The organism is Vibrio nigripulchritudo ATCC 27043 (assembly GCF_000222685.1).
In the GTDB taxonomy this organism is placed as follows: Bacteria; Pseudomonadota; Gammaproteobacteria; order Enterobacterales; family Vibrionaceae; genus Vibrio; species Vibrio nigripulchritudo.
On the sequence record NZ_AFWJ01000223.1, the window covers coordinates 81,310 to 92,916 of the forward strand.

Sequence of the window (11,607 nt, forward strand, 5' to 3'; positions counted from 1 at the left end):
GGTTGATCTGCAATTGATAATCATTATCATGTGCTCCATCTTTACTACTATAAGGTGTGGTTATGGCATCTCATACCGAAGGAACCATGGAGTTCTCGCTAGAGGACGCGCAATGGCAAGGTATCACTCTTACTCCCGCTGCGGCTAAGCGAATCCTGCAACTTTCGACGGACGGAAAGGCAATTCATTTGTCTGTTAAAGCGTCGGGTTGTACAGGTTATGCTTACGTCCTTGATCAAATCGAAGCTCCAGAGGAAGGCGATCTGTCTTTCGAATCCAATGGCGCAACAATCTACGTCGCCCTTTCTGCGATGCCATTCCTTGATGGCACCGAAGTGGACTATGTCCGCGAAGGGCTTAATCAGACCTTTACCTATAAAAATCCTAACGTCAAAGCCGAGTGTGGCTGCGGTGAGAGCTTTGGTATTTAGCAAATGACTGCAATTGAAATTCAGCCTGAAGTCCAAGAGGCAATGAATAAGGAAGGATACAAAGAAGGGTTCTACACCCAGCTTGACAACGACACCTTAGAAAAAGGCATTAACGAAGACGTCGTACGTGCGATTTCTGCCAAGAGAAATGAACCGGAATGGATGCTTGAATTCCGGCTTGAAGCTTATCGGTTATGGAAAGAGATGGAAGAGCCACACTGGCTCAAAGCGGAATACCCGTCTCTGGATTACCAAGGCTACAGTTACTACTCCGCGCCAAGCTGCGGTAAATGTGAAGGTAATGACCTGGAGTCCGATGGCTCTAATGAATTCCTGACCAAAGAAGTAGAAGATGCGTTTGACCAACTGGGTGTGCCTGTTCGTGAAGGTGCGGAAGTCGCGGTTGATGCGATTTTCGACTCGGTTTCTGTGACAACGACCTATCGTGATGAACTGAAAGAGCAAGGCATTATTTTCTGTTCGTTCAGCGAAGCCATTCATGAATACCCAGACTTGGTACGTAAGTACCTGGGCACTGTGGTTCCACCAAAAGACAATTTCTTTGCTGCGCTTAATGCCGCAGTGGCGTCTGACGGTTCATTTGTTTACGTGCCTCCGGGCGTACGTTGTCCACGCGAACTATCGACCTACTTCCGAATCAACCAGGCAAAAACGGGTCAGTTTGAGCGTACGATTCTGGTTGCGGATGAAGGTGCTTTTGTCAGCTACATTGAAGGGTGTTCTGCACCTGTGCGTGACACCTACCAGCTTCACGCTGCTGTGGTTGAAGTGATTGTTCACAAAGATGCCGAAGTGAAGTACTCAACAGTACAGAACTGGTTCTCGGGCGTAGAAGGCTCGAAAGGCGGTATCCTGAACTTTGTAACCAAGCGTGCCGTTTGTGAGGGTGCAAACAGCAAAATGTCTTGGACGCAGTCTGAAACAGGCTCTGCGATTACCTGGAAATACCCAAGTGTTATCCTCAAAGGTGATAACTCTGTCGGTGAGTTCTTCTCGGTTGCTCTGACGAATGGCGATCAGAAAGCCGACACAGGTACCAAGATGATTCACATTGGTAAAAATACCAAGTCGACCATCATCTCCAAAGGTATCTCAGCAGGTAAGAGTGAAAACAGCTACCGTGGCTTAGTGAAAGTTCTCCCAAGTGCAGAAGGTGCCCGTAACTTTACACAGTGTGACTCCATGTTGATTGGTGCAGACTGTGGCGCGCACACTTTCCCGTACGTAGAAGTGAAAAACTCTACAGCTCAGGTAGAGCACGAAGCGACCACTTCCCGAATCGGTGAAGATCAGCTCTTCTATTGTGTGCAGCGAGGCATCAGCGAAGACGATGCTATCTCAATGATCGTTAACGGATTCTGTAAAGACGTATTCTCAGAGCTGCCACTCGAATTTGCGATTGAAGCGCAAAAACTCCTTTCCATCAGTTTAGAACACAGCGTGGGCTAACCCAGTATGCTAGAAATTAAAGATTTAAAAGCCAGTGTTGAGGACAACCAAATCCTTAACGGTATTAACCTTTCCATCAAACCGGGCGAAGTTCACGCCATTATGGGGCCAAACGGTTCAGGCAAAAGTACGCTTTCTGCCACACTCGCGGGTAAAGAAGACTACGAAGTGACCGACGGCGAAGTTCTGTTCAAAGGCAAAGACCTTGTTGAACTAGACCCTGATGAAAGAGCGGGCGAAGGCGTATTCCTAGCATTCCAGTACCCGGTAGAAATTCCGGGTGTGAGCAACAAGCTGTTTCTGAAAACCGCGCTGAATGGCATTCGCGAATACCGCGGCGAGCCAGAACTGGATCGCTTTGATTTTGAAGATCTGCTTGAAGAGAAAGCAGACCTTCTGAAAATGCCCGTTGATCTGCTGAATCGTTCTGTGAACGAAGGTTTCTCTGGTGGTGAGAAAAAACGTAACGACATTCTGCAAATGGCAGTTCTGGAGCCGGAACTTTGCATTCTAGATGAAACGGATTCCGGTCTGGATATCGATGCTCTGAAAGCGGTGTCTGACGGTGTGAATGCTCTTCGTGATGGCAACCGTTCATTCATCGTAGTTACGCACTACCAGCGTATTCTGGATTACATTAAGCCTGATTTTGTACACGTACTGTACAAAGGCAAGATCGTGAAATCGGGCGATCACACGTTGGCGAAAGAGTTAGAGGACAAAGGTTATGGTTGGATTATCGGAGAAGAGTAGAGACGTCGCACTGACGCGTCTGCGCTCTCTGGCTGGCCATTCAAGCTGGCAGGAAAACAGCTGGCAATCTTTGGCTCTTTGGGGAATCCCAACGGCTAAGCACGAAGATTGGAAATACACGCCACTGGATGGATTTCTAAGCCTTGATTACCGCGAGCCTAGAAAGAACAACATCGACAGCATTTCATTCGAAAGCATCAGCATGAGCTTTGATTGCTATCGTCTGGTGTTTTTTGATGGAAAGTTCAATCCAGAGCTGTCTGATGACATTCCAAACACCACGGTAACCGAGCTGAACGCGCTGGACGACGTTCAACAGCAGCAACTGGCGCATACCATCAGCCAAGAAGCGTTCTCCGCTCTGACGGACGCTACAGCGACTGCTGGAATTTACATCCACATCGCGAACAACACGCAATTGGATAAGCCTATTTATCTTTTCCACCTGAACTCTGGTGGAGACGGTGAACTGGTGAGCTACCGACATCATGTAGAATTGAGCCGCCTTGCTGAGTGCCATATTTACGAACACCATGTGTCTCTAAACCAAGGTGGAGGTGTGACTTGTGCGCGTCTGACGGCGAACGTGAGCGACGGTGCAAGCTTTGAACACATCAAATTGATCGAAGAAGGTTCTCTACAGCATCATTTCGGTCACAACGACATCACGCTATACCGTGACAGCCGTGCGACCAGCCATACGTTCCTTCTGGAAGGCAAGCTGATCCGACACAACACCAGTAGCGTACTGAAAGCCGAAGGTGGCGAGATCGAAATGAACAGTCTGAACCTGCCGAAACAGGATCAGGTGTTTGATACCCGTACCTTCCTTCGTCATAAATCCGCACACTGCAATAGCCATCAAACACACAAAGTGATCGGCAAAGACAATGGTGTGGGCGTATTCAACGGCATGATTTACGTAGACAAAGGTGCCATCAAAACAGACGGTCAGATGGACAACCATAACCTTCTGTTGAGCGAAAAAGCGCAGGTTAACAGTAAACCCCAGTTGGAAATTTACGCCGATGACGTAAAATGCAGCCACGGTGCCACAACGGGTCAAATAGACCAGAATCAGGTTTTCTACCTGCAGGCTCGTGGTATTCCGAAAGCTAAGGCAGAAAAAATGATCACCTTTGCGTTTGCAGGTGAGCTGACTGATGCCATTGAACATGAAGAAGTTCGCAAACACATCATCCGTCGTATTGAACAAAAACTGGACCTGTAATGAGCACTGAAATAAACCAAGATACCAACCCATGGCGCAAAGACTTCCCGACACTAAATCAGGAAATCGACGGTAAACCATTGGTGTATCTTGATTCAGCTGCCAGTGCTCAGACTCCGAACAGTGTTATCGACCGCATGACAAGCTTCTACCGCGATGAATACGCTTCGGTGCATCGCGGAGTTCACCAGCTAAGTGCTGCGGCAACCGATAACATGGAGCAGGTACGTGACAAAGTTTGCACCTTTCTGGGTGCAGACACTCGCGATGAAATCGTATTTACCAAAGGCACCACGGAAGCCATAAACCTAGTTGCCAACGGTTACCTGCGTCCGCTGCTTCAAGAACGAGGTGACAAGCCAAGCGAAATCGTGATCTCTAATCTGGAGCATCACGCTAACATCGTACCCTGGCAGATGCTGGCGGAGCAGTTCAACCTGAACGTGAAAGTCTGGGAAGCCGACGAAAATGGCGAACTGGATATTCAATCGCTAGAACCTCTGTTGTCTGAAAACACGGTACTTGTGGCGGTGGCACACATCTCCAACGTACTGGGTGCTCGCACTCCGATTGAATCTGTGACTCAACTGGCGAATGAACGCGGTATTCCTGTGTTGCTGGATGGTGCTCAGGCGGTGATGCACGAAACGGTAGATGTGAAGTCGCTGAACTGCGATTTTTACGTGTTCTCCGCTCACAAACTGTACGGCCCAACAGGGATTGGTGTTCTGTATGGTAAGAAGTCTCTTCTGGATGCCATGAGCCCTTGGGAAGGTGGCGGCGCTATGATCGACAAGGTCTGCCTGCCGACCGGCACCACATTCAACCAAGCGCCGTGGAAATTCGAAGCCGGCACACCAAACATTGCTGGGATTCTTGGGTTGGGTGCTGCGATTGATTACGTACAAGAAGCCGGTCTAGATGCGATTGCTCAATATGAGAACCAGTTGATGGATTATGCACTGACGCAACTCTCAACTATTGATAATATTGAGGTTTATGGCAAACCAAGCCATCGAGCTGGCGTAATACCATTCAATCTTGGCGAACACCATGCGTATGACGTAGGGACGTTTCTGGACCGATACGGCATTGCGGTTCGCACAGGGCACCACTGCGCGATGCCCCTGATTAGCTCGTTGGATCAATCGGCAGTTTGTCGTGCTTCTATTGCCCTCTATACCACCCGTGAAGACATTGACGCTTTGGTGGCAGGGCTGAAACGAATCAATATGTTGTTAGGATAAAAGATGACACCAGAAAAACTGGTCAAAAACTTCAACCGCTGTCAGGACTGGGAAGAAAAGTATTTATACATCATCGAATTGGGTGAGCGTTTAGCACCAATCTCCGATGATAAGCGAATCGATGATTACCTAATCAAAGGCTGTCAGAGCCAGGTTTGGTTGGATCAGGTTCAGGATGACCAAGGTGTTTTCCATTTTTCAGGCGACAGCGATGCCGCCATTGTAAAAGGGCTAATCGCAGTAACAGTGATTGCCTTTGAAGGGAAAACAGCCAAAGAGATTCTGGATTTCGATATTAACCAATGGTTCGAAGAGCTAGAGCTGCATAAACACATCACCCCCACCCGTTCTCAAGGCTTGTCAGCCATGGTAGCAAGCATTCAGAAAACCGCGGAAATTTATTCCTAACCGTTTTCCAAGCACAAGAGGTTTCTTTATCCCTCTTGTGCTTGATCTTTCGACCTTTCTTCCCAGCCCTTTCTTACCCTATCCTCATCAAAACTGAAGACCTATTTTTGCGACCTAAAAGCACGTTTATTTCATTAACGGCATTTTTACCGTAAGAGTGTCTCATTTTTGATACTGAGTTTTTAATTTATCGACTATTGATAAACAAACTGCATGGCTGAGTTTAATGACCCTAATTGACGCTTTTTTACCCCCCATATACCTTCATGCCCATCAAATTGAATAAGGGCAGAACAGTGAAATTTATTGGTAAAAATACCTTTAAACATATACCTACAGCGCTTCTCGTAGTCGTGGCATTGTCGGGATGTAACGGAGGAGGAGATTCTGGCAATACCTCGTCGAATGTTAAGCCTGCTCCTAAGCCGGGTGGCGGCTCGGTGATACCTGACCCCGTTAAGCCGAGCAATGTTCAAAAAGCGTTTACGCATACAACAGCTCTAATGAACAACGGAATGCCATCCAAATTCGCGATTTCCGGATCGAAATTTACTCACCCTCAGCCAAATATGGGTAATGGCGCGGCATTCAGACCTGAAGTTGTGGTGTCAGCGAAACCTAATGGTGGGTACGTGGTTGCCTGGCGAGACTACAGTTCTCAAACGGGGGAAGGTGGTATTGTTTTCACTGAGTTTGATGATGACCACAATGCCATCAGTAACTATCGATTTAGCCCCGAGTTGAACTTTGGTCAATCATACGTTTCCCGTGATTTTCGAATAACTCAGGCGGTTTATGGCTCTCCTCTGAAACCTATGCCCAAAAGGCAGGATGTGGTTACCGATAGAAAGGGACGAACCTGGACAGTTCAGGGAGGTGTTTTTGGAGGACGTCATCAGGCGTCGACTCTGACCAGTCGAAACCTTCACTTTTCTGGTTGCTCGCTTTTTTATCATCGAGATGACGTCGCGTCTGCGAAAAAAGCGCTTAACGATCTAAAAAATAAAATAGCATCGGAAAGCAAAGCGACTATCTTGTCCAAACAAAATGCTCTCTACAATACGTTTAAAAATCAGCTTAAAACGCAACATGCACGAGAGGTTTATCAGGATTATTTAAAAGAGCTTGAAACCAAGTCCGAGAGTGAGCTGAAACGTCATTACGAAGCTGAAATCCATCAAGTGATTCAGGGAATAGAAAGCGGAGTCGTGAAAGCGTCGGATCCTAATCGATATGTAGAAGCGCGAGCCCTGCAAATCAAAGGCGGAACATGGGTCACCTACGACACAGAAGGCTATGTAAAATGCGAACAGTATTACGGGCTATTTCAGAAGCGTGAATCCAAATCCATCAAAGGAAGGCTCTCCAAACTGGTTGGGTTTACCGTTTTGGACAATGGCAATTACGCGTTCGCATATTCTTACGGAATTCGGGGTATGGGTGCAGCGTTTTTCAATGACGCACCAAGAGAAAAAACGGCTATTCGCATCATTCAACCAGATGGCACATTAGTTAGAGAGAAGGTCATCTTTGGCGCGGACAAACCAAGTCAGCACAAAAGCAGATACAACTCGATGGCTTTGAGTACAGCTCGAATGGCGAGTGGCGATGGTTATATTGCACTGCACACTTCAACCCAGTTTAACTATCCAGGGCAGGGGGAACACCAGTCAGGCTGGGTAGGTATATTTGACAGTAATCTGAATCAGCTCAATGGCGATCACACTACTACGCTAAGTTTCCACAATATGGATCACCGGATGATTTACGATGCGTCTGAAAAGCAGTTTGTTGCGCTTTGGACATCCGATGGTGGTGGTGGGTTAACTGTCGGTGCTTACAAACCCGGAAAACTGGAAAGCAGCGGTAAGCCTTCAAAAGAAACGCCTGCCACCTCGCTGTTCAAGCCGGAACAAAAACCTGCGAGTTCGACGACGAATTTCACTTATACCCAGTTAGGGCAGACCGTAGGCTTAGGAGATGGTGAGTATGCGAGCATTTTTACCGCTGCACTTAAAACCAAGACCATCTCGTCGAATTACAACCTCTTTTTCTACAGAGGGAAAATTGACGGTAAGCCGGTACCAGATACGGATTTGGTTCAGTACACACATTTTACTGATGCAGGAACAGGCAATACAGGGAAAACCATGAATGGTACTAACATTGTAAACCCTAAGATGTTTCCGGTTGGTGAGAACCTTGTGGTCATTTACCAGAAAGTCTTGAAAGACAGACGCGAAGTCGATACCACTTATTCCATGGTCATTGATAAATCCGGTAAGGTGTTGCAGTCCGCTGCTCCATTGATTGACAACAATAATCAGCCTGTCCATATCCCACGAGGTGCTGAACCTCAGGTATTGAAAAATGGAGATATCGTCTGGGCTGTTGGAAGAACATCATCAGCACCAGAGCTCAATATTTATGCCATTTCTGGCAACTATAAGTAAGGTGAGATTGACAGCTCATGCAACGCAAATCTGGCTGTGAAATTTATTCCTAACCACCTCGGTCTAATCAATACCTGCTCTGGCTAAGGGCGGGTATTTTCTTATCTACATCTTCTCTTCAAATCGTTTTAAGACTGTAATCCTCAAAATTCTGAGCACGCTCTGATCGTGTTCCGGGTTTTCTGTCTATAAACAAATCAAATGAGAACCGACAGCGAGGTAAACATCATGTTGAATTGGCAAAGTGTGATTGAGTTCGCCAGTAATGGGAACCTGAAACCTGATCGCGTCATTCACAAATCTGAAGCTGAATGGCGTGCACAACTGAGTGACGAGGAATATCGAATTACTCGCCAGAAAGGCACTGAAAGGGCATTCAGTAGTGACTCGTGCAGCTTGTTTGAGCCGGGTATCTACCATTGCGTATGTTGTGATACGCCGCTGTTTGATGCGGATGTGAAGTTTGAATCTGGATCTGGGTGGCCTTCGTTTACGCAGCCTGTTCGGGCAAATGCGATTGCATACCATATGGATGAATCTCATGGTATGCGCAGGATTGAAACCACCTGTAACACCTGTGAGGCGCATTTAGGGCATGTATTCCCCGATGGTCCTCCCCCTAGCGGGCTTCGTTACTGTATGAACGCTGTCGCGCTGAAGAAATCCGAATAGGAGGTCAACATGACTTTATCATTAGCCACAATAGGTGGCGGTTGTTTCTGGTGCACTGAAGCGCTTTTTCAACAGGTGCGCGGTGTAAAGTCTGTGACCAGTGGTTACAGTGGTGGTCACACCAAAAATCCAGCCTATCGGGAAGTGTGTAACGGTACGACTGGGCATGCAGAAGTGGTTCAGATTGAATTTGATGACAGTGAGATAAGTTTTGCTGATTTAGTGGAGATTCATCTGACGACGCACAACCCGACAACACCTGACAGGCAAGGCGCGGATCGCGGCACTCAGTATCGGAGCATTATTCTCGGGCACGACGAATCTCAATTGAACGTCGCCAAAGAGGTCATAGAGAAGTTAAAGCCTGAGTTTTCCGATCCCATTGTGACCGAAGTAAAGCCCTTTGAGGTGTTCTATAAAGCAGAAGGGAAACACCAAAACTATTACCGAGCGAATCCGGAAGGCAGATATTGCCAGATGGTGATTTCGCCTAAGCTGGACAAGTTTCGTGTAACGCATGGCGATAAACTGTCCTGAACTAAGCGCCCAATCTCGGGCGCTTTTTTTGTTTAAAAGTGGATTGTGAGACCTTACGAAACCATTAACGAAAGAAGCTTCTGCATGTTGTTTAAGTCGGCATGCTCGCCCTGTTCTTCCGGAATAAACTCCGCGCCCAGCTTTCTGGCGGTTTCTTCAGCGGCAGAGAAGGGCACCATGGTATCCACTCTGCAGTGTTGAAGCACAATAGGGGCTGTAATGTTTTCAAATTCCTCGCAGGTCATTGATGCCTGGAAATGGATTTCCTGACCAAGTGCAAAACCACCGTGAGACATGGTGAATTGATACATTTCACTTTTAAGCAATTCCGGTGATACCTCTGGGAACAGCATGTCGTGGAGTTGGTTGCCAACAGAAATACGGTCGCTGTTTCTTGCAAGCTCGTATAACTCTTCCAAAGTCGGTGGGTAAAGTTTCAGTATGTCCGGGTCGCACACTAAGGGCAGCCCGCTAAAAATCCATACTTTGGAAATCCGACTATCCAGTGCCGCCAACTGATAAGCATGGGGCGCGCCCGCAGAAATACCAAACAGCTCACACTGAGTTATTTCAAGGTGATCCAGTAACTGCTGATAGAGTTTTGTGATGTCTCGATAGTGTTCAAATTCAACGGGGGAAGCATTACCGTAACCCGGGCGGGTAACGCTGATCAGCCTTCGATTATGAGAGCTAAAAAACGCCCCCAGTTGGTCCAGCTTTGCGCCGCCCAACAATCCATGAAAAGCAACGACCACAGGGTGCGATTTGTCTCCATAGTCGCCATATTCGAGGTGGTGGCGACCATCGTAGCAATAAAGTGAAGTACTCATTGTCCTAATCCTTTATTGAGCCAAATCGCTGGTATCAACGCTCGCTTTTCAGTAAGCCATAAATGGCGTGATCAACAATTCGGCCGTTGAGATTTTCATTGCGTCTTATTATGCCTTCCAGCTTCATTCCAAGCCTTTCCGCGACCGCGCGGCTTGGTTTGTTTTCTTCAGCCGCATGTAGCTGAACCTTTTCCAGTTGATAGTCGTCGAAGGCGATGTCGATGAGGGTCTGACATACTCGTGTCACGATGCCATTTCCCTGCGCCGATTCGGCGATCCAGTATCCCAGTTTGGCTTTGCTCAAGTTGTTATCTATGTTGAAAACAGAGGCGTTTCCGACCAGTTCACCTTGAAATAGAATGGCACAGCTCAGCGACTCACCTTCTGCGTAGCTCTTTAATGAAGAGCGAACGAAGTTGAGGAAATCCTCTTCTGAGTCACAATGTGGTGGCCACGCCAGCCATTTTGAAAGGTACTCCAAGTTTTCATTGCGTAGCCTGAGATAATCAGCTGCAAATGAGGGTTGCACCAGTGCTAGCTGAATGTCCTTATCTATTTCTTTTGTAAACATATACTCAACTCAAAATCCTTCTTTTCAGACAAGGTATCGAATCTTTATAGGAAAGACAATGCACTTCACGTGGTATTAATTTTATTGAGTTTTTCTGAGAGCAAAGGGGAATCAAATTCGAACTCGGTATCGGCAACCGCGCCTTCCAAATCTACTTGAAAGGTCGCACCTGAAAGAGGGAGTTGCTGAAAATCTGACTCGCCCATTTCGTAGCTTGCCGTGGTGACGGCGAGCTTGTCATTACTGATAAAAGTACATCGGGTTGCGTGTTTAACGGGAAGTTGGATTCGCTGGAAAGGCTGACCTGTGTGGCGATAGGTTGAGATAAGACCCGCGTCCCAGTGGCAGATATAGAGCGTGCCATTGGCATCCACTTTTAAACCATCAGGCATGCCATCTTCATCAGGTAATTTCACGATAACTTTTTTGTTCAGTACCTGTGTCCAGCTTGAATCCATTTGGTACTGATACACTTCGCGCTTAAACATATTACTGACGTAGGCAAGGTGTCGCTTTTTATCGAAAGCGATACCATTGGCGACCGAAAACCCTGCGTCTATTTTGGAAAGGCTTAGCGTCTGTCTGCTGAGGATAAATAACCCTCCGTCGGGGGATTCCAGCTCTTCGCTGTTCATGGTTCCGACCCACAGATCGCCCGCTGGGCTGACAACGCCATCGTTAGGTCGCGAAGTTGGAAAGTGCTCTACCGGATTGGCGATATATTGATGGTATTGGAAACCCTCATCCATTGCGTAGATGCCTATTTTAGTTACCGCTAGCCAGCCCGAAGGCTTCAGTTTTGCTAGTGCGGTAACGGGCAGGTCTACGCGGAATTGTGTGGTCTGTTTACTCTTTAGATTGAATCGATAAATAGAATCGGATTCCGCATCAACCCACAGAATGCATTGGTCAATGCACACAGGTGACTCACCGATGATGCATCGGGTATCGTCCAGAACAGAATAATTCATGGTTAATTATACCTTTAGAAAAAAGGCACCAGA

General features: G+C 47.2%; 12 protein-coding genes. 9 read left to right on the forward strand and 3 right to left on the reverse strand.

The features are described 5' to 3' along the window. Positions 1-62: 62 nt before the first annotated feature. From RH89_RS15865 to msrA, 9 genes are all read left to right on the forward strand, one after another. Positions 63-431 (forward strand): iron-sulfur cluster assembly accessory protein, encoded by a 369-nt coding sequence (locus RH89_RS15865; protein ID WP_004404109.1) that lies wholly within the window; start codon positions 63-65, stop codon positions 429-431. Between the two features lie 3 nt (positions 432-434). Continuing rightward, positions 435-1,901: a Fe-S cluster assembly protein SufB gene (gene sufB, locus RH89_RS15870; RefSeq protein ID WP_004404111.1), complete on the forward strand. Its 1,467-nt coding sequence runs from the start codon at positions 435-437 to the stop codon at positions 1,899-1,901. A gap of 6 nt (positions 1,902-1,907) precedes the next feature. Continuing rightward, on the forward strand, positions 1,908-2,654 hold the full coding sequence (gene sufC / locus RH89_RS15875; RefSeq protein ID WP_004404112.1) for a Fe-S cluster assembly ATPase SufC: 747 nt from the start codon (positions 1,908-1,910) through the stop codon (positions 2,652-2,654). Next, positions 2,629-3,885 carry a Fe-S cluster assembly protein SufD gene (sufD, locus tag RH89_RS15880; RefSeq protein WP_004404113.1) on the forward strand — a complete coding sequence of 419 codons (1,257 nt, stop codon included), beginning with the start codon at positions 2,629-2,631 and terminating at the stop codon, positions 3,883-3,885. The genes sufC and sufD overlap by 26 nt, the downstream gene beginning before the upstream one ends. Continuing rightward, complete coding sequence (locus tag RH89_RS15885; RefSeq protein ID WP_004404114.1) at positions 3,885-5,132, forward strand: SufS family cysteine desulfurase; 1,248 nt, start codon at positions 3,885-3,887, stop codon at positions 5,130-5,132. Before sufD ends, RH89_RS15885 begins: the two co-directional genes overlap by 1 nt. A gap of 3 nt (positions 5,133-5,135) precedes the next feature. After that, on the forward strand, positions 5,136-5,540 hold the full coding sequence (gene sufE / locus RH89_RS15890; protein WP_004404115.1) for a cysteine desulfuration protein SufE: 405 nt from the start codon (positions 5,136-5,138) through the stop codon (positions 5,538-5,540). 296 nt (positions 5,541-5,836) lie between these two features. Then, the gene (locus RH89_RS15895; RefSeq protein WP_139063295.1) at positions 5,837-7,993 is read left to right on the forward strand and encodes a hypothetical protein; all 2,157 of its coding nucleotides are present in this window, start codon (positions 5,837-5,839) and stop codon (positions 7,991-7,993) included. 228 nt (positions 7,994-8,221) lie between these two features. Then, a complete protein-coding gene (gene msrB, locus RH89_RS15900) occupies positions 8,222-8,665 on the forward strand; it encodes a peptide-methionine (R)-S-oxide reductase MsrB (RefSeq protein ID WP_004404117.1) in 444 nt (147 codons plus the stop codon). A gap of 9 nt (positions 8,666-8,674) precedes the next feature. Continuing rightward, positions 8,675-9,202 carry a peptide-methionine (S)-S-oxide reductase MsrA gene (msrA, locus tag RH89_RS15905; RefSeq protein ID WP_004404118.1) on the forward strand — a complete coding sequence of 176 codons (528 nt, stop codon included), beginning with the start codon at positions 8,675-8,677 and terminating at the stop codon, positions 9,200-9,202. A gap of 53 nt (positions 9,203-9,255) precedes the next feature. Here msrA and RH89_RS15910 read toward each other — a convergent pair whose 3' ends face one another. From RH89_RS15910 to RH89_RS15920, 3 genes are all read right to left on the reverse strand, one after another. Next, positions 9,256-10,032, reverse strand: a complete 777-nt coding sequence (locus RH89_RS15910) for an alpha/beta fold hydrolase (RefSeq protein ID WP_004404120.1) — start codon at positions 10,030-10,032, stop codon at positions 9,256-9,258. Positions 10,033-10,066: 34 nt separating this feature from the next. Beyond that, positions 10,067-10,603, reverse strand: a complete 537-nt coding sequence (locus tag RH89_RS15915; protein ID WP_004404121.1) for a GNAT family N-acetyltransferase — start codon at positions 10,601-10,603, stop codon at positions 10,067-10,069. Positions 10,604-10,668: 65 nt separating this feature from the next. After that, positions 10,669-11,574, reverse strand: coding sequence for an SMP-30/gluconolactonase/LRE family protein (locus RH89_RS15920; protein ID WP_004404122.1), 906 nt, complete (start codon positions 11,572-11,574; stop codon positions 10,669-10,671). Positions 11,575-11,607 lie beyond the last annotated feature (33 nt).

Bases quoted from the DNA above. Each gene is read 5' to 3' on its own strand.
- RH89_RS15865 (WP_004404109.1), top strand. From the start codon at position 63: ATGGCATCTCATACCGAAGGAACCATGGAGTTCTCGCTAGAGGACGCG.
- sufB (WP_004404111.1), top strand. From the start codon at position 435: ATGACTGCAATTGAAATTCAGCCTGAAGTCCAAGAGGCAATGAATAAG.
- sufC (WP_004404112.1), top strand. From the start codon at position 1,908: ATGCTAGAAATTAAAGATTTAAAAGCCAGTGTTGAGGACAACCAAATC.
- sufD (WP_004404113.1), top strand. From the start codon at position 2,629: ATGGTTGGATTATCGGAGAAGAGTAGAGACGTCGCACTGACGCGTCTG.
- RH89_RS15885 (WP_004404114.1), top strand. From the start codon at position 3,885: ATGAGCACTGAAATAAACCAAGATACCAACCCATGGCGCAAAGACTTC.
- sufE (WP_004404115.1), top strand. From the start codon at position 5,136: ATGACACCAGAAAAACTGGTCAAAAACTTCAACCGCTGTCAGGACTGG.
- msrB (WP_004404117.1), top strand. From the start codon at position 8,222: ATGTTGAATTGGCAAAGTGTGATTGAGTTCGCCAGTAATGGGAACCTG.
- msrA (WP_004404118.1), top strand. From the start codon at position 8,675: ATGACTTTATCATTAGCCACAATAGGTGGCGGTTGTTTCTGGTGCACT.
- RH89_RS15910 (WP_004404120.1), bottom strand. From the start codon at position 10,032: ATGAGTACTTCACTTTATTGCTACGATGGTCGCCACCACCTCGAATAT.
- RH89_RS15915 (WP_004404121.1), bottom strand. From the start codon at position 10,603: ATGTTTACAAAAGAAATAGATAAGGACATTCAGCTAGCACTGGTGCAA.
- RH89_RS15920 (WP_004404122.1), bottom strand. From the start codon at position 11,574: ATGAATTATTCTGTTCTGGACGATACCCGATGCATCATCGGTGAGTCA.